The sequence below is a fragment of the Pedobacter faecalis genome (assembly GCF_030182585.1).
Classification (GTDB): Bacteria; Bacteroidota; Bacteroidia; order Sphingobacteriales; family Sphingobacteriaceae; genus Pedobacter; species Pedobacter faecalis.
This window is the reverse complement of record NZ_JARXOW010000002.1, coordinates 401,513-422,865: the sequence shown is the minus strand read 5'-3', so window position 1 is coordinate 422,865 and position 21,353 is coordinate 401,513. Positions and strand designations below refer to the sequence as shown.

Annotated in this window: 19 protein-coding genes; 9 read left to right on the top strand and 10 right to left on the bottom strand. The window is 44.7% G+C overall.

Features of this window, described 5'->3' with window-relative positions; translation table 11 throughout:
• Positions 1 to 16 precede the first annotated feature (16 nt).
• Together QEP07_RS15570 and QEP07_RS15565 are read right to left on the bottom strand one after the other, a co-directional pair.
• Complete coding sequence (locus tag QEP07_RS15570) at positions 17 to 2,161, bottom strand: S41 family peptidase (RefSeq protein WP_285011125.1); 2,145 nt, start codon at positions 2,159 to 2,161, stop codon at positions 17 to 19.
• Between the two features lie 120 nt (positions 2,162 to 2,281).
• The gene (locus tag QEP07_RS15565; RefSeq protein ID WP_285011123.1) at positions 2,282 to 3,205 is read right to left on the bottom strand and encodes a helix-turn-helix domain-containing protein; all 924 of its coding nucleotides are present in this window, start codon (positions 3,203 to 3,205) and stop codon (positions 2,282 to 2,284) included.
• Positions 3,206 to 3,391: 186 nt separating this feature from the next.
• Here QEP07_RS15565 and QEP07_RS15560 point away from each other — a divergent pair, with 186 nt between their 5' ends.
• The 3 genes from QEP07_RS15560 (at position 3,392) to QEP07_RS15550 (ending at position 5,061) form a co-directional block, all read left to right on the top strand.
• Positions 3,392 to 4,003, top strand: coding sequence for a cyclic nucleotide-binding domain-containing protein (locus tag QEP07_RS15560; RefSeq protein ID WP_285011121.1), 612 nt, complete (start codon positions 3,392 to 3,394; stop codon positions 4,001 to 4,003).
• Between the two features lie 107 nt (positions 4,004 to 4,110).
• Positions 4,111 to 4,581 carry a MauE/DoxX family redox-associated membrane protein gene (locus tag QEP07_RS15555; RefSeq protein WP_285011119.1) on the top strand — a complete coding sequence of 157 codons (471 nt, stop codon included), beginning with the start codon at positions 4,111 to 4,113 and terminating at the stop codon, positions 4,579 to 4,581.
• Positions 4,582 to 4,689: 108 nt separating this feature from the next.
• Complete coding sequence (locus QEP07_RS15550) at positions 4,690 to 5,061, top strand: hypothetical protein (RefSeq protein WP_285011117.1); 372 nt, start codon at positions 4,690 to 4,692, stop codon at positions 5,059 to 5,061.
• A 45-nt stretch (positions 5,062 to 5,106) separates the two neighbouring features.
• Here the strand turns inward: QEP07_RS15550 and QEP07_RS15545 are convergent, their stop codons facing one another.
• The 4 genes from QEP07_RS15545 to QEP07_RS15530 all read right to left on the bottom strand — a co-directional run bounded on the left by QEP07_RS15545 (position 5,107) and on the right by QEP07_RS15530 (position 10,680).
• Positions 5,107 to 6,480 (bottom strand): RagB/SusD family nutrient uptake outer membrane protein, encoded by a 1,374-nt coding sequence (locus QEP07_RS15545; protein WP_285011116.1) that lies wholly within the window; start codon positions 6,478 to 6,480, stop codon positions 5,107 to 5,109.
• Positions 6,481 to 6,492: 12 nt separating this feature from the next.
• On the bottom strand, positions 6,493 to 9,492 hold the full coding sequence (locus QEP07_RS15540; RefSeq protein WP_285011115.1) for a SusC/RagA family TonB-linked outer membrane protein: 3,000 nt from the start codon (positions 9,490 to 9,492) through the stop codon (positions 6,493 to 6,495).
• Between the two features lie 2 nt (positions 9,493 to 9,494).
• Positions 9,495 to 10,073: a TlpA disulfide reductase family protein gene (locus QEP07_RS15535; RefSeq protein WP_285011114.1), complete on the bottom strand. Its 579-nt coding sequence runs from the start codon at positions 10,071 to 10,073 to the stop codon at positions 9,495 to 9,497.
• A 172-nt stretch (positions 10,074 to 10,245) separates the two neighbouring features.
• Positions 10,246 to 10,680, bottom strand: a complete 435-nt coding sequence (locus tag QEP07_RS15530) for a hypothetical protein (RefSeq protein ID WP_285011113.1) — start codon at positions 10,678 to 10,680, stop codon at positions 10,246 to 10,248.
• A gap of 490 nt (positions 10,681 to 11,170) precedes the next feature.
• On the opposite strand from QEP07_RS15530, the gene QEP07_RS15525 reads away from it, so the two are divergent.
• Positions 11,171 to 11,476 carry a hypothetical protein gene (locus tag QEP07_RS15525; RefSeq protein ID WP_285011112.1) on the top strand — a complete coding sequence of 102 codons (306 nt, stop codon included), beginning with the start codon at positions 11,171 to 11,173 and terminating at the stop codon, positions 11,474 to 11,476.
• A 790-nt stretch (positions 11,477 to 12,266) separates the two neighbouring features.
• On the opposite strand, the gene QEP07_RS15520 is transcribed toward QEP07_RS15525, so the two are convergent.
• The 4 genes from QEP07_RS15520 to QEP07_RS15505 form a co-directional block, all read right to left on the bottom strand.
• Positions 12,267 to 12,737, bottom strand: coding sequence for a LexA family protein (locus tag QEP07_RS15520; RefSeq protein WP_285011110.1), 471 nt, complete (start codon positions 12,735 to 12,737; stop codon positions 12,267 to 12,269).
• Positions 12,738 to 12,847: 110 nt separating this feature from the next.
• The gene (locus tag QEP07_RS15515; RefSeq protein ID WP_285011107.1) at positions 12,848 to 13,525 is read right to left on the bottom strand and encodes an SEC-C metal-binding domain-containing protein; all 678 of its coding nucleotides are present in this window, start codon (positions 13,523 to 13,525) and stop codon (positions 12,848 to 12,850) included.
• On the bottom strand, positions 13,522 to 14,541 hold the full coding sequence (locus QEP07_RS15510; RefSeq protein WP_285011105.1) for an adenylate/guanylate cyclase domain-containing protein: 1,020 nt from the start codon (positions 14,539 to 14,541) through the stop codon (positions 13,522 to 13,524). Before QEP07_RS15510 ends, QEP07_RS15515 begins: the two co-directional genes overlap by 4 nt.
• A gap of 3 nt (positions 14,542 to 14,544) precedes the next feature.
• Entirely contained in the window at positions 14,545 to 15,036 is a 492-nt protein-coding gene (locus tag QEP07_RS15505; protein WP_285011104.1) for a Pycsar system effector family protein, read from the bottom strand.
• A gap of 208 nt (positions 15,037 to 15,244) precedes the next feature.
• On the opposite strand from QEP07_RS15505, the gene QEP07_RS15500 reads away from it, so the two are divergent.
• The 5 genes from QEP07_RS15500 to QEP07_RS15480 are packed head-to-tail and all read left to right on the top strand — an operon-like array spanning position 15,245 to position 21,351.
• On the top strand, positions 15,245 to 15,796 hold the full coding sequence (locus tag QEP07_RS15500; RefSeq protein ID WP_285011102.1) for an RNA polymerase sigma factor: 552 nt from the start codon (positions 15,245 to 15,247) through the stop codon (positions 15,794 to 15,796).
• Complete coding sequence (locus tag QEP07_RS15495) at positions 15,789 to 17,948, top strand: DEAD/DEAH box helicase (RefSeq protein ID WP_285011101.1); 2,160 nt, start codon at positions 15,789 to 15,791, stop codon at positions 17,946 to 17,948. The genes QEP07_RS15500 and QEP07_RS15495 overlap by 8 nt, the downstream gene beginning before the upstream one ends.
• Before the next feature lie 7 nt (positions 17,949 to 17,955).
• The gene (locus QEP07_RS15490) at positions 17,956 to 19,611 is read left to right on the top strand and encodes an ATP-binding protein (protein ID WP_285011100.1); all 1,656 of its coding nucleotides are present in this window, start codon (positions 17,956 to 17,958) and stop codon (positions 19,609 to 19,611) included.
• Positions 19,611 to 20,372, top strand: a complete 762-nt coding sequence (locus QEP07_RS15485; protein ID WP_285011099.1) for an HNH endonuclease — start codon at positions 19,611 to 19,613, stop codon at positions 20,370 to 20,372. The genes QEP07_RS15490 and QEP07_RS15485 overlap by 1 nt, the downstream gene beginning before the upstream one ends.
• Complete coding sequence (locus tag QEP07_RS15480) at positions 20,365 to 21,351, top strand: hypothetical protein (protein WP_285011098.1); 987 nt, start codon at positions 20,365 to 20,367, stop codon at positions 21,349 to 21,351. Before QEP07_RS15485 ends, QEP07_RS15480 begins: the two co-directional genes overlap by 8 nt.
• Positions 21,352 to 21,353 lie beyond the last annotated feature (2 nt).

Below are 21,353 nucleotides of genomic sequence, written 5' to 3'. Positions count from 1 at the left end.
AGGGCAAACGGTCACCTCAGGGAGAAACAATTTTAAATACCTCATTCATAATCTCGTCAGACCCCATAAGGTTCTGTCGATCAACCACAACGTCCGGCACTATCCCCACCTGATGGGTTAACACCTTATTTGGATATTCAGCCCCAACACCGCTAAAACGCAAGCTGAGCGGTACTCTTCCTATAATAGGTATCGATGCTACGTCACCATCTGCTCCCGCCGATCGACGACCGATAAGAATGGCATTGGAGGCACCACTCTTCAGTATCTTCGCTAAAAATTCAGACCTACTTCTTGTCTTTTCTGATATTAATATATAAATATCCTTTTCATAAGCTTTTCCGTCCTTTATAGAAACTTTCAGACTGGATGCAAAGATTCCAGGTATTTCGGTTGACACCCTGAACCTGATCAGCGGAACACTGTCTCTAATCAACGCCTCACAAAAATTCACAAACTTCCAGTCAGGATAAGTACGAAGATCGATAGCCAGTGCCGAGGATTTTTCTAATAATTGCGAAGTAGAATCAGCCAAGGCATCGTTCCAGGTGTACGGGTCGATCAAAAGCAGTTTATGCTTATCGATAAAACTCAAAACAGGCTTTCTGGCTGGCGCCCCGCTTTGCCGATCCGGTAAAAGATACCTTAACCCGCTTTGTATCGTCGTCCGTGGCCACGGCACCTTTATCTCCCCTATTTTCCCCGAGCGGCGGTACTTAATATCTAGCGTATCTGGCATAAGCGGAAATAAGTTCATCCAGCGACTATCCTGAAGATATATATCTTTCATAGCCGGAGAGGGGTGACTGATATAGTCCCTGAACTCTCCAACCAGCGAATCTACCCGGATATGATTCACACTTAATAACTCGTCGCCTCCCTCCAGTCCGGTAAGCCCTTTAAACGAGGCGTCAATGTGATTTATATACAAACGGTTACCGTCTATTCGATACGTGAAAGGCAAGATAGTAAACAAGCCACTGTAAAGCGTCTGGCCCATATCAAGTACATTGAGAGGTACGGCAGTATGCCCATCCCCTATGCTCGCATTTAGCAATAGAAGATTTTTGGTATAAGCATTTTCTGTGTCGCCTTCAATAAAAGGACCAATTAATTTTGTTAAAACAGCCTCCCAATCGTGTGTAACCTGATTTTTATATGGATAAAAATACTCAATAATATTCCAGTATCTAAATAAGAGCAAGATTCTGCTTCGTGCATCAGGAATCTGATTCTGATCTATGTTTTTATCATGGAAAATCGGCGCAGGGTATTCAGACGACGGCGCCGTAAAATATTTCGATTTACCTTTCTGGCTATTGGCAAGAATAGCCCGTAACTTTGCCTTCTGTTTTTCACTTATCGGCAACTGTTCCACCCTGTTTTGAAGATTAACTGGCAATGCCTCCTTGTTTTTGGCCTTAAAGGACTTGTACGGAACCAGAAGCTTTTTAATGACATCGTCAACGCTAATATCCTTATCAAAAGAGCTGAAATTATCAGCCAGTGCCGACATCAGCGCCTCATCCCAGTCATAGTTATCCGGCAAGTGATCTGGCGTAAAGTATTTAAGCAATCCCCAAATCTTAGCAACCGCAGCCAATCGTTCAACATTTTTTTTATCGCCGGCAAACCGATTCTTACTTTGCCTGTACTGTTCAAATCGCACCCCCTGCACTAAGTCCACGTTTAAACGCACACCTGGCAGCGCCACCTTACCAGACAGCGCAAAGCCCGCAACCATAGAATCGGCCTCCTTCGGAATCCGATGATATCTTGAGAATTGCAGCCGTTCTGACCATTGGGAACCTAACGTAAAATCCCTTGAATAGTACAAATAAGGTCGCCCCCCTCTATAAACAACCACGTAAAACGTACATGTATCTCCCTGCCCGAGCTTAGAATTGGCCATCAAATCCACCTGAAGTAAACCTTCTGACTTAGAAGGAAGCAGCAAAAACTTTTGGACCCTGGCCTTTCCCGGCACAGTTCCAGGGGTAATTGCTAGTAGCTTTGATTTATCAGCGCTGATTTTAATATCAAAGCCAGACTTTTCTGATACCCTATACCAAATGTCTGGAGTATTCCCCATCTGAGAAAACGACTTGCCACAGGCAGCCAATACAAAAACGATTATTAAGGGGAACCTGAGAGCATTCATGCTAAGGGATTTAAAACTAATATAGAAAATTTTTAGATACTAGCCCTGCCCCAAACTCCTTCCACGCAATGTTAATCGTTCGCATCAGCGAATTCGCACGTTATCGGCAGTACTCATTAATTACCTGTTTGTAAATCGCTTAACATAAATACCAGCAATCTCCCTCGGCGTGATGCGGTACTCCTTCTTAAAGCGCTTGCTGAAGGCGCGAGCATCATCGTAGCCTACGCTGGCCGCTGCCTGAGCTACGTTCTTGTCTTCCAGCAGGAGCGCTTTAAGACCGTAAAGCATACGCATGAAGATGATCTGCTGACCGAAAGGCTTGTCGAAAATGCGGAACGACATCCGATCCAGCGTGCGAGGAGAAACGCAGAACAGATCGGCCACGCTGGCCTTATCGTCTACCACAGGCAGGCGAAAGTTTTGCATCACAAAGTCACGCAGCCTGTCCAGTTCTTCCTTCACCCTGGGCTCGCCTGCAGCGCGGCGATTGCGCCATGCCCTGTACTGCGCTTCCGTAATCCGCAGAAATGACGCTGCATAAGCATCCGGAATATTGATATCAGGATACATATCCAGAAAAGCCTCTGCCCGCTCCGGACCCTTCAAGGCAAGCAGTTCCGCACGGGCCGACTCCTGCGCTCCTTCCTCCATCATAATCGACTCGGCCAAACGCATCGTTTCCGGAAAATCCTTGAGGCCTTCAAAATCATCACGCTCCAGCCGCCGCGCCCTAAAACGTGTTAAACTCCTATACGTGCCGCTTATGGGCTTCTTTTCAAAGAAGCTCAACAGGTCGGTAAATATATCGCCCGGCAAATACAGCTTGACCACCACCAGCCTGCCCTTCCTGTCTGGTTTAAATACAGCCACAATACCCTCCAGCAGCTTCCAGGCGTCCCTTGCCTCATCGCCGGCACTCAAGAAAACATGATCTGCCTTGCCGGTTTGCAATTTAAGCAGCGGCCCCAGCTTGGCACGGAATTCCGGTGTTACCGGAAACTTCTTGTCCAGATCGTTAAGCGTTCGTTCGATATCGTCCATACCCAGAGATGATTATCCAGCGAAAATTAATCAGGAGAGGTTACACTCACCATAGCCGCGATATTTCCTGTAATTAATGTGCAAAAAACAGACAAATGCAAAACTAAATTTTGTTCATATTGTCAATTTGAGCCACATACCAATTAATTTTCTTGTTGCAGTTTTGAAGCCGACAACCAAACTACCATGCATCAACCAGCTGACCATAAACGGAAATTGCTCGAGCAGTATATCATACCGCTGCTTCGGCCCTACCTTGCCACTACGGACGAGCTGATCAATAAACTGGTTGAAATAGTGCGGGTACAAAACACGGTAAAGCTGCAGGAGCTGGAAGGGCCCGGAGCAGCCGAAGAGGGGCGGATGTTCTTTTCCATCCATACGCTCCTAAATAGCTTTACCTATAACCACACGAACCGCAGCCAGCACGGCACACGCATCTGGCTTAAAAGGCAATTTGCGTTTTCCGGGCCAGCGCTGCTTCACGGGCGGCCTCGTACCGACTATATCCAGAGCCTGGAAGGCGGAGAAGTTTTGTCCATATCCTACCCCCACCTGCTCAACCTCATCAAGTCAGACAAAGGCATAGAGCGCGCCTTCTCGCTGGTGGTTGTAGAAAATGAGCAATACCTGCGCGAGCAGCACGACCTGCTTAGCAAACCACCACTAATTCGCGTTGCTGAGTTCCGGCGCAAACACCCAACCTTCGTTGCCTGCAGCAGCCAGCAGGTTCAAGCCATGCATGTAGGCCTCAGTTTGCGCGGTTACATTAATCAGTTGCAGAAGCTGAGGGGCTAAGTTTCAGACACAGAATTAGGGTAACCCTGCACATCAAAACTGTGCATACGTGCATAACCAGCTGTTTATAACCAGACTAGCTTTGGTGTATTCAAAACGAACAAGCGATGAAAGCCATTACCAACAAAGAAACCCTGATCCAGCTCATTACCCTTGCGCTGTCACTTCTTTTCCTGTACGCCTCGCTGAGTAAGCTGCTCAATTATGAAAAGAGCAAACAGGAGATGATGAACCAGGTATTCCCTGCCGCGATAGCGCGGATACTCACCTGGCTTGTGCCCGTTGCTGAACTTATCATAGCCCTCGCACTAACCTGCAAGCCCTTGCGTAGAAAAGCATTATGGTGTTCACTTATGCTGCTGAGCGCCTTTAGCCTGTACATCGCCATTACCATGAGCGGAGCCTTTGGCCGCATACCGTGCAGTTGCGGCGGTATACTCAAAAACATGAGCTATGCCACGCACCTGGTTTTCAACCTCGGCTTTGTTGCGCTTGCGGGCATAGCCCTTTACCTCGACCAGTTAAGTGTCCAAATAACCATCAAATCTAAAGGAAAGGAGGACGTTTTCATCAACTAAGTAAGCAGCAGGAAAAGAGCTTACCTGCACCCACAACAATCAGAACTAAACGCGAGGGCATAAAGCTCCAGGGATGCCTGAACAATCAAACATTAAATAACTTAAATCATGAAAACTTTATTAAAAAAATTCAACATCGGCTCACTGATCATTTTACTTGTAGCCGGAGTAGTGATGACTGCACAGAGTGCTTTTACTTCTGCAAAACTTGATCCGCCCACCGATGGCTGGTACCATTTAAGCGTTATCGACGATCAGGTTGATCCAGATCTGGCCAGCAACCTTGCTATAGGATCATATGAGCCAACCGCTCCGCCGCTTACTGATGATGAAGGCTGCGCACAACAAGACAATGAAGGCAGCAGATGCATGATCTATCTTGATTTCACCAATCTTGCTACATCAGTTCCTGAAACAGTTGCGGACGTTAACTCGACTTACGAAAGCATTACTAACGAAGCAAGAAGTCCAGAACTTTAATATTCGTTGCATCATAAAAAGGGGCTCTGGTGCGAGCCCCCTTTTTTATCTTGGGTTCTGTTCAATCTTACTTAATGTGACTTCGTTATCGGGCAAAGGCCAAACGTACTTGTTATCTCCGGGCAACAGTTCATAGGTAGTACCAGCTACCGTACGCCTGATAACTCTGGAAAAGGCAGATTCAGCGTTAAGCCTGCGAAGATCCTCCCAGCGGATCCCTCTGAAAATAAGTTCCCGTCTCCGTTCCTCTATCACCATTCTCAAAGCTTCGTTAGCATCTGAGGCCGCCAAGTCCTGATAAGCAGCTACTGTGAACCTAGCCTTTCTTAAAGTATTCAAATCTTTAAGCGCATTTTCCTTGTCGCCCATTCTTGCGTAGCTCTCAGCCCTAATAAGAAAGACCTCGTCGGTCGCCAGACCGGTATAAAACGCTGCGCTGCCCTTATAGGATCCTTTAAATAGTACCCTTCCGTCGGTGTTGTTGAAAAAGTAAGCTTGTCTGCGCAGGTCGCCCGTTGTATAGTTGTTTAAAATATCGGGCACCACATTCATCCTCGCCGTTCCGGTGATGGCTATATTGGATATACCCACAGCCAGAATAACTTCCTTATTCAACTCATAATCGGATGGGAAGGGATATCTGGCAGATAAGGTCAGCGTTTTAAAGTCCATAAGATCAGATTTGATCGCCAAAGACAGACCAGCATATTCGTTGGCTTTCTCGTAATTCGCCATAAGCAGGTACACCTTTGCGAGTAGCGCATAGGCAGAAGCCTTAGACGGGCGGAACTTAACCAATGGAAGATCCGGCAAAAGCGGCGCGGCGGTAAGCAAATCTTCTATGATCTGATTGTAGGTTTCTGCTACCGTTGAGCGTCGCGAAAGAAGATCGATGTCCGCCTCCAAACGGAGCGGTAGTCCAGGATCAGTAGAGGCCGTCGCAGAATAAGGCTTGCAGAATTGCTGCGCCAACTGATAAAAATTATAAGCCCGGAAGAACAATCCACTTCCCTTCACATTATTCCATAACTGTCTTTCCGCCTCGGCTGGCTTAATTTGCTTCACTCCATCCAATGCCGTATTTGCATGCAAAATCCGCCAATATGCCATATTCCATTCATCTAGTTGGGCACCTTCATAAACATCTTTAGCCCAGATGTAACCATATTTCTGATACGGAGCACTTAAAAGATTCCATACCGCATCCGAAACACTGTATTCATCCGCACCTATTATGCCCAGTTCGTGGCATGAGTTATTGGTCATTGCATCGCGGTTGTCCAGTAAACTCTGGAAGTCGGACAGGCTGGCCGGAATCACGAGACTTTGCTGCTGCTTCTTTTCCAGAAAATCCTTTTTACAGCTCAGGAATGATCCGCTTGAAAATATAATGAGTATTAGATACTTGTTTGCTTTCATAATGTTACGTTATTAAAAACCTGCCTGAACCCCAAAGGAGAAACTTGCTGGCGTTGGGTAATTTGAATTTGGATAGTCAGGGTCTAAGCCTTGCTTGTTAGCCCTCCATAGAATACCAAGGTCTCTTGCATAAGCAAATACTCTGAGATTTTTAAGCTGATAACTAAAATTGACGTCCTGAAGGCGGATATGATCACCCTTTGTAATGAGTGCCGCCGAGCGCGTATAAGTCTGCGCAAGATAAGTGTTGCTCGGGCCGGCAACCGGAACATCAGTTCTTAACTCATCACCAGCCTGAGTCCACCTTTTAAAGTAGTCCATATGATAATTCGCGCTGGAAAGATACTCCTGTCCTGGTGTTATAGACTGACGTCTAAATACATATCCGGTCTTGAACGACACTACAGTACTCAAACTGAATCGCTGATAGCTAAATGTATTTCGAAGCGAACCGAAAACCGGAGGCATTTCCAGGCCAGTGAGCAGATTCTCCGGCTTAAATCCGTCAATATAAGCCTTGTAGTCTGTGCTCGCGACGCCGTCAATATACACACGCGGATTACCAGTTTGTGAATCAAGTCCGCTCCACGGCATCCAGTAAATCACATCGCGCGACAACCCGTTTTTCAGTATGGCGGGCGAGCCGAAGTAAAAACTTGACGTAAGTGCATCATCGAAGGTATAATTGGTGATTTTGTTTTTCACAAAGCTGAAGAGCACGGTGGATTCCCATCTAAATACACCTGTCAGATTTTTCGTAGCGAGCTGTACATCTAAGCCATGCGTACGTAGGTTTGCATAGTTTACCCTGTTTACAATCAACGGTACAACGCCCGTTACCACCCCTGTTGATGGCGCCATAACCTTTTCGCCGATGAGATCGCTCCCTCTTTTTATGTAGTACTCGAAACTCGCCTGAATCCTGTTGTTTTTTGTGGCAAGATCAGCTGCTAGGTTGAGCATTTTTACCATCTCCCATCTCAGCGAAGGATTTCCTGCACTTCTGATTTGGGCGAGGGGCAAACGCGTTACCGCATCTGTCTGGTACCCGATTACGGGATATGCAGTGACCGACTTATTCACGTTACCACTGCTGCCATAGGTGGCACGCATTCTCAGGTACGGCAACAGGTCAGAGCTATAAAATCGCTCTTTACTAACGTCCCAACTGGCGCCAACCGACCATAACGGTACACCTTTCTGATTCGTTTTTACGCCAAAGAGGTTTGACCCATCCCAGCGCATGCTTCCTGATAGCGTATACCTCTGCCGGTAAGTATAAGCAGCGTTCGAAAAGTAAGAAAGGTATCTATCTGTAATCCTGTCACTTTCAGCAGGCGGGGCAGGGATACTCCCGCCGCCAGAAGGACGGAGCAGATATCCGGTAGTATAGTTGAATGCGCTCGTACCCGTCATCAGATCAGGATTATAATTGTAGATCGTTTTCCCAGGATAATAGTTGGCCACCTGCTGCCTTACTTCCGTACCAGCGAGTGCTGTAAGTTGATGCGTGTCGCCCAAATCCTGCTGATAACTCAACTGAAGCCTACCTGAGTGCGTTAACTCATCATTGTTACCGCCCGATTGTAATATGCCTCCATTGGGTATGATACGTGTGCCATCCGCCTGCGTGTAGGTATTTACCAGGTTCCGAACATAATAGGTATCCTTAGAATAAAGACTTTCCGAGTTAAAATCCCTTTGAATATGCTGATATGTTAAATTTCCCGTAAAGTAGCGTAGAAAGTTCAACTTAACGCCAGCATTCATACGAAGCTCGGTAGCGCCAGATGAACGGTCACTCATCCTGACCTCATCGAGAGGACGATACGACCAATCGAGCAAGCCATTAGATACCGCAGCCTCGGTGTAGGTTTGCCGTAGCTGGAATGGAATAGCTCTGGCATTGCCATCCTGATCCTGAAGCATGGTATAAGGCGACACAGATATACCTGTTTCTGGATCTAGCCAGTTTAGCGTTAGTCCATTGTTCTCTGCGTTTTGCCTGGTATACCATAGTCCTCCCGTCAACTCAAGATTAGCGAGCGGTTTAAAAGCGTTTTGAAGATTCAGGTTTAAACGGTTTCCCCCATTGCCGATGGTGTACGACCGATTTCTGTCGACACCCGCTGAAAGCGTATAACGGTAAGCATCGGCACCACCCGAAACGTTCAGCGCATACTGTTGATTTATACTATGTTGATATAAATTGTTAAGCGCATCCCTCCTTACATCATGCTGTTGAAAAGCCATCTCAGCACTATGAAAATCAGCCTCGCTGATCGTGCCGTTCTTTTTTCTGATCAACAGTTCCACGTAAGCCGGCAGCGCAGTTTCGTTCTGCGGAGCATAAGTGTTCCTGTCAAAAAGCTCCTTCTCAATGGACATAACTGTGGTAGAGGGCAACCATTTCTGATTGTAAAAAAGATCCGGCCTATCACCAACCGTAAAATTGGTGTTGAAAGTAACCCGAGTCTTCTGATTGTAGCGGCCCTGCTTAGTTGTAATTACGATAACCCCGTTGCCTGCCCTGGCACCCCAAATGGAAGCGGCCGCAGCGTCCTTTAGCACTGTAACACTCTCAACATCATTAGGATTAATGTTGTTGATATCTCCTTCATACGGAAAATTATCAACGATAATAAGCGGCGCTTCGCTGGAATTTATGGTAGAAAGGCCGCGCACGCGAAGCGCTGGCGCGTTTGTCGTTTCCCCGGTGCTTTTACGACGGTCGAAACTTAAACTGCTGGTAATGCCCTCCAGCCTTGAAATGATGTTTGTGCCTGTACTCCTGCTGATAAGTTCATTATTGATATGGTCAAAAGACCCAGTAGCCCGCTCTTTTGGCAACTGGTAATAACCTGTATTAATGACAACTTCTTTAAGGATGACCGTATCCTTACCAATGGTGTCTCCAATAGCAGACTTTGATTTCTGCTGTTTACCTTTCTCCTGTGCAGTACCGGATTGCCAGCCTGCCAGCAAAGTTAAAATGAGTAAAAGTTTATACATACTTAGTTTGTTTGGTTAGTTTTACGATAAGCCGTTCTGTTCTCAAAAGCAACAGGGCTTCCCTTAAGTATCTTGGAAATGGTGTCGGCATGGAGATATCTTTTGGAAGGAACCGCCAGGAGCCTCCCTTCCTTTATCCACGCACTGCCGAAACCCGTTAGGTAATGGGCGAGCATAACTTTGTTTAGTGTCGTATCTGCGGTGATGGACCTCCAAGTCCAGCCCTTTTTTTTCATAAAAGGGATTGCCCCATCGGCATTGTTGTATACCTGCACCGGTATCACTACCACCCTATCTTTAAACTGGTCTCGTATGGAATACAGATAGTCGAGTGAGGCAATACATGGCTTACAGTAGGTAGCCCAGAAGTCAAGAATGATCAGCTTATCGGCATAATCACTGAGCTTCAACGTTGAGCCGATACCCTTCGCTCCTACCGTCTTGAAGGGAGCGTTCCAGATAGCCGGAGGTATCACTTCGCCTATACGTATAGGCTTAAGTTCTATCGCAGCATCCTGGCCTTTTACGCTCAAAAAAAGACAAAGCGCGGCCACTACAATACTTAGTATCGTTTTTTTCATGTTCAGTATTTTAAATGAATTGTTAGTTGATAGGTGGGATAAAAAAGAACAAGGCGGCTACATACTTCCCCTCAAAAGTATGTGCCGCCTGTCCTAAAAGTCTTTAGTCTGGTGGTTTGATGATGAGGCGAATGTAATTAATAATTAACATAGGATGGTAATGATCAGCTATTTATAAGGTCAGCGCCTCCTTTATTGAAAAATATTCGGTCCAGTAAGTTTCGTGGTCATGCTTAGTATTTGCGTGATATTGAGCAAAACCAGTTTTGCTAACAATCAGTTGTCCGTCCAGCATAATGTTGTGTGGCTTTCTTAAGCTTTTCAAGTCGCCATCTGCAACGTTTACGAAAGCCCAGTCCTCGTCTACAAGCAGTAAAAAAGACCCGATCTTGCGAGAGTTGGTATAAAACACAGCATAGTCGTCCCAATAATTGATACTCGCAAGCTGAACATCGTCTTTAAGGCTGCTTGCGTCCATTAAGCGTTTTCGGAGTACTTGCCTGTAGTGTTCGCTTAGGTACACGATTGCAAATTGAGCGGGGTCAAAATCACTACTTGATTGAGCTCTAATTAACAGGTAATCTGTTGGTTCTTCAGATCTGGTCATACAGTGTATTTGGTAAGAGAGAAATTATGAATTAATCAGTTGTTTATTGATGATCCACTTCAGGGAACGTGAATAAGCCCTAGCTCGGATTTTTAGGCTTTTTTGCATACAAGGATGCATGACGGCTTAAGCCGGAGGTTAGGTTGAATTGGACAGTTAGTTTTTTCATATCTCGTATAGTCAATACGAGCCCTGGTATGTCCCATATATAAATGTGGAACTGCATACCATGGTCACAGATAAAGTTTCTGACGCCTTACGTTACATGGATTTACAGCAGTCCCACATCTATTTCGATGCAAATATATGCATCTACGCATAGATATGGGTATTATCTGCTGTCTTGCGTAACGGCGTCAGATTCTGTAACCGCAAGACTCTTTAATACCTAATAGCTTATCAAATATAATTGTTTATTATATATAAGTAATAATTTATCAATAATAAATTTTTAACTATGATCTATCTATGATTCCCGACCTTTCAGTCAATGGCAGTCGGTAGCAAGAATAAAGGCGAGAAGAAACTTACCAGGGAATGGATAACAATACGCTCTCTCTTCATGGCAGGCAACATCAAGAAAATGTCTTTTCTCAAAGAGCAATCGCCGACCAACATTGCAAAGTTTCTTGGTATTCAATATAATAGTTACCTCGACAAGCTCGACCATCCCGAAAAATTCTACGTAAAGCATATATACATGTTAGCCAAAGCCTGTGAACTTGACCCGAAGATTATTTTCGACGTGATAGGGAAAGAGGTTGAGGAAAGGATTTCAGAAGAGTTAGACTCTTAAATCATACTCAAAAGTTGTTTATTTTCGCTCTCGTGATAGATGCTTAGGAGCTTCAAGCTAAAGGATATTATTAGTTCGCTTCATCAGTTACTTGACAATTAATTGTTAAACCTCACTGTAAAATGCTGTAAGTTGGGCGTTCACATGAATCTATGATCTAATATTTTTACTCCACTGCTTTATCCTATTTTTACCGGATAGGGTTAGTAAACACGCTGCGGCTAACAAAAAAACCAATAGAATATCTTTGTAAAAGAATTATTCAGCGTTTAATAGGTAAGTGAACAAATGGCAGATCGATCAACGTTTCATAAGTATTACGCTCCGGCAATTATTGCCGGAGCGTCTCTGTTGTTGGCGACATTATTAACAATCGTCTTCAGTTCAAACCAAAGCACCCGGCTCTTGTCCAGGGAGACAACAGAAATCAGGTTACCTGATGGAACGATTACTAAAAGTCAGAGAGAGACATATAGATAATGTTAGACTTGTAATTGGTCGCCCACCATATCAAACATCATCGATCCTTTCACCGGGTCAGGAGGATTATTATAATTTCCACGCAAAGGGTAGCACGTACCAACCGCAGAATTTCCCCAAAAAATACTTGAATATCTTTTCACACTGCAGCTCAATACTAAAATTTCAACCTTGGCGTACTATATATCGAGAGCGTTAATTTAGATAACAGGGTCTAGCCGGCATGGCTATTCCCCGTTTTTTCTGAGAAACTCCTCGCCGCTCCTCGCTTTTCTATTTAAAGTCGGTCACGCTGATACACGGCTCCGTACTAACGTAAAAGTTGCTCGAATCTATTAACGCGAGCACCGTTTCTTCTTCTTTGGTTATAAATTGTGTATGGTACCACGCCCCAAATTTCAAACTTAGTATGTTCGGTGAGCTCGATCGGTTTATAATATTTATTATCCGGCATCAGGAATACCTGGCAGCCTCTTTTGAAGAAAGAACGAAGTACAAACTCTCCGTTTAATGTACCTACTACCACATCTCCAGATTGCGCGTTTAAGGAGCGGTCTACCACAAGAAGATCATCAGGGAATATACCTGATCCAATCATGCAATCCCCTTCGACCTTAGCAAAGAACGTGGCTTCCGGATAACGGGAAACATAATCGTTTAAATCAATCCGCGCCTCCTCATAGTCAGCGGCTGGACTTTCAAAACCTGCATGCACCTTTTCGGCAAACATTGGAATGAGGGTAGTAGAAGCCCCTCTCTTGAACAGCGTAATCTCTTTCATAAGCACAAATATTAAGGTGAGGCAAATATATGCTAATATTATTAGTTTTTGCATCTTTATACTAATAATTATAGTATCACTCAATCTATTGAGATCTCGGGCAAATACCCTTAGTGACCGAGCCGGGCCTGTTTGTGGTCTTCCAACGAATGTTTAAAACCAGCAAGATCATCCATTAACCTATCATTCCCCACAGCCTGAAGGTAGTTTACCGCTTTCATGTGGCAATTTTTATATTTCTTGAGACTACCGCAAACGCATTGGTCATTCCTCGACGGTAATCTTTGGTTAAGAATATCTATAATTAATTTTATCGCAACAACAGGATCCGCCGTACCAAGTGACTCGTTATAAAATTGTTCTACCCCTTTAAAACCATGCGCATATTCGCCAGGGGTGTAATAACCGTTTTGTTTAAAATAAAGCTGATTTGCAAAATATGGCCAGGCAAATTCCTGCAAATAAGCATTCATTGAAAGTCCTCTTACAGCACGATACAGTAGTACATGCTCCATAGCTACACAGCTACTGCCGTCGCTGTTGACATGGCGGTCTGGAATACGCTCAATAAGACCACCAGTTTCGAACATACGCGGAATTCCGTGAGGATATTTGTCGGAGGCAATAAGGCGAACATCAAAAGAGCCGTACCACTCCCCCCTTTCATCACATACATCCAGAATACCTTCAAATGAAGGAGGTTTACCATCATAGTTAAGCAATATTAATTTAGGGAAACGCTCCTTCATGCGACCGATATCTTCCTTTATTGTCCGTGCCAGATTCATAAGCCTGAATAGGGCTGGCTTTTGGCAGCAACGGCATAAAGACCTGCTGTAGATTTCATTAAATGTTCACTGGTCCGCTTCTTAAGGCTGATTGTACCATAAAGAGGGTTTGTGGCAATGTAATCAAGGCTTTTAAGATAACTCATCCAGTCAAAATCGTATTGCGTATAATAAAATCCTTCTTCAGGTATTGTAAAAATATATCTGTCCTTATCCAATCCAGTACGTCTGGCTACCGTAGAGTAGAATTGTGATGGGAAAAGTACTTTTATATTGTCGCCGACCACGATACCATTGCTCTCTGCATGAACCTGCATTTTTGCCGCCAGGCTTGTATGCAGGCTGCATGTTGTTACCTCGCTGATCTCCTCCATTCCGGCCATAGCCCAGACTACATCTTTGTCGTCTCCGTGATCAATACCGATGCGGGTAAATATGGCCTCAATACCTTGCTCGGTAAACAAATTTTTAAGATCATTTTTCACGAAATAAGAGAACATACTGGCAGCGGTAAGACAACGTTTCGCTGCATCTTTTCTGTCTTGGTTCTTCCCGCCAAAGTAAACGAACATGCCATCGCCGTGCAATCGCTGAATATAGCCGCCAAAAATAATGCAGGTATGAATCGCCGCACGCTGGATAGTATTGGTGATCACGAGTACCGTTTCCGGCTCGTAACGCTTGAATAGACTGGTAGACCGCTTGATGTCAATAAACATCGACTGAATATAATGCTTTTCAATATTGCCTGTGTTTTTCAGATGGGCAAAATCCGGATGCAGACCAAGTTGCTGGTTAAAATCCGGATGCAGGCCGAGTTGGTCAACTATGTTTTGCAGACTGATTAAAGGCTTACTCTGCCGTGTTTCATTCAGCAGTCGGGTACGAAGTTCCGCTTTCCGGATGTCATTGCTGAAGCCGGATGTATCGGAAAGACTGAGATTTGCAGGACCGTTCCTACGGTCATTGCCAATCGCCGAACGGATATTGTCGACGTAACTTTTGTAAAGATCCATATATTATTTTTTTAAATTAATGTACACGATGACGATGAAAGGGATCGCAAGTATGAATTGTGCTATTATAAGCCAGCTTACGACCCTGAGTTTAATAAATTTGGCTCTGAGGCCTTTGGCAAGTGCTGATACCTGTGTGCGCAGGTCTTCTATTTCTTCAGTAGCGGTCATACGCTGTGACTGACCTGCGAATTTTCTGCCACTCATTTTAGCAATGCTGCCAAAGTAATGGAGGGAATTCCCACGTGAGGCCAGATAGGGTGTTGTAGCCATCAGTGTTAACAGCACCGCAGTCAGACCGATCAGAATTTCAGTCCCCAGCAGCAAATGCACATACAAGGTACAATCGACTTTCTGCTGCATCCAAGGATATAGTGAGATTAGACCTCCGGTTACAAAAACGCCCAGCGCCAGCTGTACATTGCTTTTGGAATTTACCGAGTCGTAATACTGGTCAAAACGCCCGATACAAAAATGTAATCTTTCTTTTTCCATAATTCTTTGTTGTTTTGAACTATCAACATTTCGCCGGTACAGGATTTTATGTAATTTCACCTGTTGCCCCCTATATCTCCTAGTGCTTCAAAAGATATAGCTGACGAGATGCTTTTTTTTGCCGCGGTTTGAAAAAAATAAAAAAGATGATGTGGCGGCAAAAAAGAAATTTTCGGCAGCTATATGATAAAAAGGTGGATCAGAAAATATGAATGAAAGCTTGCTGAAAATTCTGGATGCGCAGGACTGGGATAATGTTATCATCAGACTGACCGCTTATGTCATACAGTATTGCAAATGGAAACGTTACAGACTGCCGAAAGGACTGGAGGCAGAAGACATCGCATTGTCCGCTATTGAGAAGATCTATAGCGGTAAGCGTGCCTGGGATTATCAAAAAGAGCCGGACCTCTTCAACCACCTGCAAAGCGTTGCCAACAGCGTTATTATTAATGAATTGAAATCAGCAGGCGCAAGTGAAACCAGTACAGATGGCATCGCTAACCACTATCATACTGTAGAAAATACGCAGGAAGAAGAAATGTACAGTAAACAACTGGACCAGGAGATAGCAGCAGCCATGCGCGGTGATCCGACGCTTTGCTTGGTTTACAAGGCGCTGAAAGACGGGCTTAAACCAAAAGATATCGCCGAAGAATATGCTATCAGCAAGCCGGAAGTCCAAGCGGCACAGAAACGATTGCGCAGGCTAGCTGAAAAAGTGATCGATCAGTTATCAAAAGTGAATTATCATGAGTGAGAAAAAAAGTCATAAAGAAAAAATAGACCAGTTGCTGGAAGCTTTTTCGGAACTCATCAGAGAGGACGTCGAAGAAGCCCGTGAAATATTGCGGGCTGCGGGAAAAGATCCCGATAAGATCGTTGAAAAAGGGAATAAAAAGATCAGGGCAATCCGAAAAAAAGCTATCAGAGCACAAAACCCTATTTTCGGTGATGACGGAGAGATGCTTGCATTTCCTGTATTTTTACTTGACGAGGAAGCCGGTGAAGTTTTGCTTTCCGATAATACTGACGGACTCCGTATTTTGATATTGGATGAAATATACCCTTTGATCACGGAGAACCGGGTGCCGGAGAGTATTTCTATGTCGGTAAAGGAAATCAGCGAAGAGGCACTCAAGGTAAGGCTTCAGCGGTTTCTGAAAGAGCTCACATTCTCTATCCGAATGGATGAAAACTATGCCAGTGTGCGCGTCAGGCTCACAGGAACAAACGCAGAACTGGATTACAAAGCACTTCAACTGATTTTCAGGACAGGTTACCTTGTGGCTGACAATAAATGTTATCCGGTTGATCAGGAAGCTATTTCATTTGGCAAGTGGCTTATTGGAGATATTTCTGTGGAAATGACTCTTTCTCTGCACAAAGCACTGGATCTGTTTTCAAAAAGAGATGATTACAAGCTGCTTACATTTGATCAGCAGGCTGCAGACTTTACCCGAATCTTTGTTTCGGGGTCATACACCGCTAATACGAGCCTGTTTGTAAAAGAACTATACCCCTATCAGTGTGACGGCGTAAGCTGGCTGACGTACTGTTGTGTAAACCGGATAGGCGGCATACTGGCTGACGACATGGGACTTGGTAAGACTGCTCAGATTATAGCATTGATTGCAAATGTCATTGAACGTTCGCTGCTTGAAAATATACTGATCGTTGTACCTGGCACGCTATTGGAGAACTGGCGGCGCGAGTTTAATTTTTTTGCTCCCAAACTTCTACCTTATATACATCATGGGAGTCAGCGTACGGGATCTCCGGATGTTTTGAGAAAGCAACAGATCATTATAACCTCCTACTCCATGATTATCAATGATCTTTATCTGTTTAATAAGATCACATGGGGGCTCACCATACTCGATGAGGCCAGTCTGATTAAAAATCCTGACGCGGAACGACGTACGGCACTAAAAGCACTTTCTTCAGGTGTCAGAATCGCAATGACAGGCACCCCGGTTGAAAACTCGCTGATGGACCTCTGGTCGCTGGCAGATTATGTACAGCCAGGGTATCTTGGTTCCAGAAACGATTTCAAAAGCCGTTATGGAGGGAGGAACCAATTTGATCTGGGCAATGCAGGCCTCGCCAAACTAAAAGATGACGTATCTTTCATTATGCTCCGCAGGAAAAAAGAAGATGTGCTGGATAACCTGCCGGAAAGAATAGATATTCACCAGACACTGGTTATGCACAATACTGAAGCTTCAATATACGAGTCGAAGCGCAATGAGATACTTGCTGCCGCTACCACAGAATCCGGCGGTTCACAGATTCTAAAAATGATCACTGAATTGCGAATGTTTACAACTCATCCACTTCTTAGCCAGCCTGATGCACTTGCAATGGCCAGTGCAAATGATCTGCAGGCAGCAAGCTTCAAGTTCAGCCGAATGCTGGAGCTGCTCCATGAGATTTCGGTGAAGGAAGAAAAGGTACTCATATTTACAGAATTCCTAGGCATGATCGATACGCTTCAACGTGTGCTGTCTGCTCTGTGGCCTGTGGAAATATTGACAATCGACGGACGTGTTGAAACAGCTATACGTCAGGAAAACATAGATCGGTTCTCTGCCACAGAAGGATTTGGCATTATGGTGCTTAACCCCAAAACAGCAGGTATGGGACTTAACATCACCGCTGCCAGTCATGTGATCCATTACACGCGGCAGTGGAATCCGGCGCTGGAAGAGCAGGCCTCGGCCAGAGCCTATCGCAACGGTCAGAAAAAAGCCGTTAATATTTATTATTTATACTATGCGGATACTATAGAAGAGGTCATAGACGAAAGACTACGTAACAAAACAGCGCTCTCAGGAGAAGTGATTACAGTGAGTGAGACAGAAAATATGGAAGTATATCTTAATGCACTAAAATTATCACCTTTAAACTAATATAATTATGTCTGAATTAGAACAAAATCAAACTCAATATCCACCCTCAGCCGCCAGATTGGTTGAAGGATTACGTGATACAGGATACGTTTTTACCACTTCGGTAGCGGATATCGTTGATAACTCCGTAGCCGCGGATGCAGACCAGGTCAGTATAAAACTTGACCTTGTGATGGGGCAGCACCCCGTACTGATGATTGCCGATAATGGAAATGGAATGAATGAGACAGAACTGACCAACGCCATGGTTTATGGCTCACCAAAGCGCCCTGATCCAAAATCACTGGGAAAATTTGGAATGGGTCTTAAAACAGCCTCTACGTCATTCTGTCGAAAGCTCACCGTTATTTCAAGGAAAGACAGTGTACTCAGCATAAAGCAATGGGATCTGGATGTCATCAGCCAAACCGATAAATGGCTGTTGCTTGATCCGGACAAGGAGGACTATGCTGAGGCGATTGAATTCCTAGATGAAATTACAGCAGGTGGCTCCGGATCAGTTGTTGTGTGGGAAAATGTTGACAGACTAATGCGAACACATACAACCGGCACTATGCGCAAGCGCATCGAAAGTATTTGCAAAGACCTTGACAAGCATCTTTCCGGTGTTTTCTATAATTTTTTGGAAAAAGACAATGGTTTCCCTGCGCTCACCATAAAAATTAATGACAAGATAGTCGAACCATGGGATCCCTTTTGCCGCTGGCTGAATGAGGGCGGCACCGGCCGCCTTCAGATACATAAACAGGAACCAGTGGAATACACACTGGAGAAAAACGGACAAACGGAAACTATAGGAACCTTTCATGTTAATGTCTATATATTACCTAACCGGCATGCTCTGACATCTGAGGAGATTGACAAAACCAGATATAGCCTTGACAACCAGGGTTTCCATATTTTTCGGGAGGACCGGATGATTTACTCGGGCGGCTGGCCAAACAAATTGCTCGTAAAAGATCCCCACCTGAACCTGATAAGGGTAGAACTTTCATTCGATCACAAACTGGACGACGTTTTCCAGATTGATATTAAAAAATCACGGATCGATTTTCCGAAAACTATTCAGGATCTCCTAGACAAAATTATTACCCCCCCACGTCGTGAAGCGCAGAAACGCTACCGAGAAGGTTCACGCGATGCGAATACTTCCGGCTTTGACAAACTTGGGCAACAGCATGAAAAATCAAGTAATGCTATAAACAAACACCACGCAGAAGCTACAGCACAGTCTCAGATCGGCTCAACAGATCGACAGGCTGGAACAGCTCAGATTACCAACCAGTTCGGGGTATCTAATGTCAGGCTGCAGTTCAACGACAGTCCGACCCGTGTAGTACAGACTAGTGCCAATCTGCAAGATGGGGTATTATGGGCGCCGGGACTCATAGAAGGAAACAAACATGCCGTATTTATTAATGAAGCTCATGAATTTTATAAACGCTTCTACCTCGCTAACCAGGATAACTCCGCGCTGATACTCGCTATGGACTCCCTGCTATGGAGTCTTGCAGAAGCAGAACTATGTGTATACAGCGACTCTGTCAAGCGGAACCTTGAGGAAATGCGTATCAGTGTATCCAGATCGCTGAGAACCCTGGCAGAGGAGTTGCCGGAAATTGATGCTTCGGAAAATGATAACGATACAGAGGATGAAGATTAATGAATGTTGTTGAAAACCTGCAGTCTGTGCTCTTACAGCAACTGCCGTCAGAGCTGAATATTTCTTATGTCAGTGGTATATTGCTGATCCGGGATACCACAATTGAATCCGGGAAAGGATACCGGGTAGAAATAATTAAAGAACAGCGCTATTTTCGGGCGGTCTTCGGATTCGAGGACTACGCCCGGCAGCTGGCCGACCATGCTGCCGGCCAGATCTCCGGGGATAAATCTTTCCTTGCTGATTTAGCGATGAAATATCCTGCTTTCAGTGGCCGCATATTCAGACAGACCAGTGAGGACATTTTTGACACTGCCTCTGTTCAGCAGGATCAGTGGTGGCTCGCATTCGAATATATGGCAGGTGATGATGAAAAGGAAATGCTGATCTTTACAGACATTCTCCTTTTCCTGCTGTTCTTTCTGTTTCCTTATCAAACCATCGGTGAAGAAGAAGGCAACTCAGCTGAAGGAGTCACTACAACAGTTGAAAGAAGCAGGTTCAACCGTTCTTTATGCCTTGCCTTCCATGGTTACGATTGTAAGGCCTGTGGACTGAATATGCGTGAAACTTATCGGGGAGTGAAAAACAATTTTATACATATTCATCATCTGAACCCTGTTGCAGCAACAGGAATGACCAAGCCTGATCCAATACGGGACATGGTCCCACTGTGTCCTAATTGTCATGCAGTTGCACATTTGAAAAATCCTCCGTATACTGTACTGGAAATTAAAGAAATGATCAAAGGCAATGGCTGAATATGCTCTCGATAAATATGAATTCAAAAAGTATCTGCTGGAGGAACTGCCGGATACGCGTCAGGAGGAACTGATCTTCTGGAAAAAGAATATTCCCATGCCTGTCGATCTTATTTATAACATTTTTGACAAGCGGGGAACATTATTAAGTACTTATCTGAATCACATCGGGGCTGCCTATCTGTTTGCCTGGATCGGGCAGACAGAGGGCACGGACTGGAGGATATCTTTTTCCGTTCAGCCAACAAAAGAAAATATCGGCCACAAGGTTTCCCTACTGGAACAATTTACCCAATATTTTGACCAGGCAGCAACAGGAGAAATGCTGGCCGGTTTTTCAGAACTTTTTCTGCTCGAGAATTATCACGCAGATCCTGCAGCACTTGTGGAAGCCATCTGCCATGAGGGTAGAAAATACAAAAGGCTTTACTTACCAACCCCCGTTAGGCAAAAATTGCAGGAGATATTTCCGGAACTTTTGCAGTTTATGGCGCTAAGCAACTGGGATATGTTTTCAAATGTAATTGCTGACGAGCTGAAAATATACCGGATGGGTTTTGCAGATGCATTTAACGGGATCTTTATCAAGCTTATTGAATTTGTGCTCCGCTTTTCCGGAACCACACAAAAGAAGTATGTCAGCGCTGCCGGTTATGATCTCCGGCAGGCTAAAGTAAGTCATTTAGCGGAGAGTGAAATAACATATGGAAATGTCAGTGATGGCAGTATCTGGGAACCAGCATATGCATCAGGCAGGACATATGCAGTACTAAATAAGCTTCATCCTTATTGCAATGAGGTGCAAAAAAATGGAGACCAGGCTGAAAGCAGTTTTAGCGAACTTTTGAATGTCATGGCAGAGAAAGAAAATCAAATTCTGCGTGACCGCGACAAGAAAGTAATTGAGACTTTTAGGCAGGATGTGTCAAGGGAGTTAAGGATAAGGGCTGAACAAAAAAGCCAGCAGACCGCATCATAATT

What these genes read in the sequence shown, in the direction of transcription:
- QEP07_RS15550 (WP_285011117.1), top strand. Translation starts at nt 4,690, where the DNA reads ATGAAAACTTTATTAAAAAAATTCAACATCGGCTCACTGATCATTTTA.
- QEP07_RS15510 (WP_285011105.1), bottom strand. Translation starts at nt 14,541, where the DNA reads ATGGATCTTTACAAAAGTTACGTCGACAATATCCGTTCGGCGATTGGC.
- QEP07_RS15500 (WP_285011102.1), top strand. Translation starts at nt 15,245, where the DNA reads ATGAATGAAAGCTTGCTGAAAATTCTGGATGCGCAGGACTGGGATAAT.
- QEP07_RS15495 (WP_285011101.1), top strand. Translation starts at nt 15,789, where the DNA reads ATGAGTGAGAAAAAAAGTCATAAAGAAAAAATAGACCAGTTGCTGGAA.
- QEP07_RS15540 (WP_285011115.1), bottom strand. Translation starts at nt 9,492, where the DNA reads ATGTATAAACTTTTACTCATTTTAACTTTGCTGGCAGGCTGGCAATCC.
- QEP07_RS15545 (WP_285011116.1), bottom strand. Translation starts at nt 6,480, where the DNA reads ATGAAAGCAAACAAGTATCTAATACTCATTATATTTTCAAGCGGATCA.
- QEP07_RS15520 (WP_285011110.1), bottom strand. Translation starts at nt 12,737, where the DNA reads ATGAAAGAGATTACGCTGTTCAAGAGAGGGGCTTCTACTACCCTCATT.
- QEP07_RS15530 (WP_285011113.1), bottom strand. Translation starts at nt 10,680, where the DNA reads ATGACCAGATCTGAAGAACCAACAGATTACCTGTTAATTAGAGCTCAA.
- QEP07_RS15505 (WP_285011104.1), bottom strand. Translation starts at nt 15,036, where the DNA reads ATGGAAAAAGAAAGATTACATTTTTGTATCGGGCGTTTTGACCAGTAT.
- QEP07_RS15480 (WP_285011098.1), top strand. Translation starts at nt 20,365, where the DNA reads ATGGCTGAATATGCTCTCGATAAATATGAATTCAAAAAGTATCTGCTG.
- QEP07_RS15490 (WP_285011100.1), top strand. Translation starts at nt 17,956, where the DNA reads ATGTCTGAATTAGAACAAAATCAAACTCAATATCCACCCTCAGCCGCC.
- QEP07_RS15570 (WP_285011125.1), bottom strand. Translation starts at nt 2,161, where the DNA reads ATGAATGCTCTCAGGTTCCCCTTAATAATCGTTTTTGTATTGGCTGCC.
- QEP07_RS15525 (WP_285011112.1), top strand. Translation starts at nt 11,171, where the DNA reads ATGGCAGTCGGTAGCAAGAATAAAGGCGAGAAGAAACTTACCAGGGAA.
- QEP07_RS15485 (WP_285011099.1), top strand. Translation starts at nt 19,611, where the DNA reads ATGAATGTTGTTGAAAACCTGCAGTCTGTGCTCTTACAGCAACTGCCG.
- QEP07_RS15555 (WP_285011119.1), top strand. Translation starts at nt 4,111, where the DNA reads ATGAAAGCCATTACCAACAAAGAAACCCTGATCCAGCTCATTACCCTT.
- QEP07_RS15565 (WP_285011123.1), bottom strand. Translation starts at nt 3,205, where the DNA reads ATGGACGATATCGAACGAACGCTTAACGATCTGGACAAGAAGTTTCCG.
- QEP07_RS15535 (WP_285011114.1), bottom strand. Translation starts at nt 10,073, where the DNA reads ATGAAAAAAACGATACTAAGTATTGTAGTGGCCGCGCTTTGTCTTTTT.
- QEP07_RS15515 (WP_285011107.1), bottom strand. Translation starts at nt 13,525, where the DNA reads ATGAATCTGGCACGGACAATAAAGGAAGATATCGGTCGCATGAAGGAG.
- QEP07_RS15560 (WP_285011121.1), top strand. Translation starts at nt 3,392, where the DNA reads ATGCATCAACCAGCTGACCATAAACGGAAATTGCTCGAGCAGTATATC.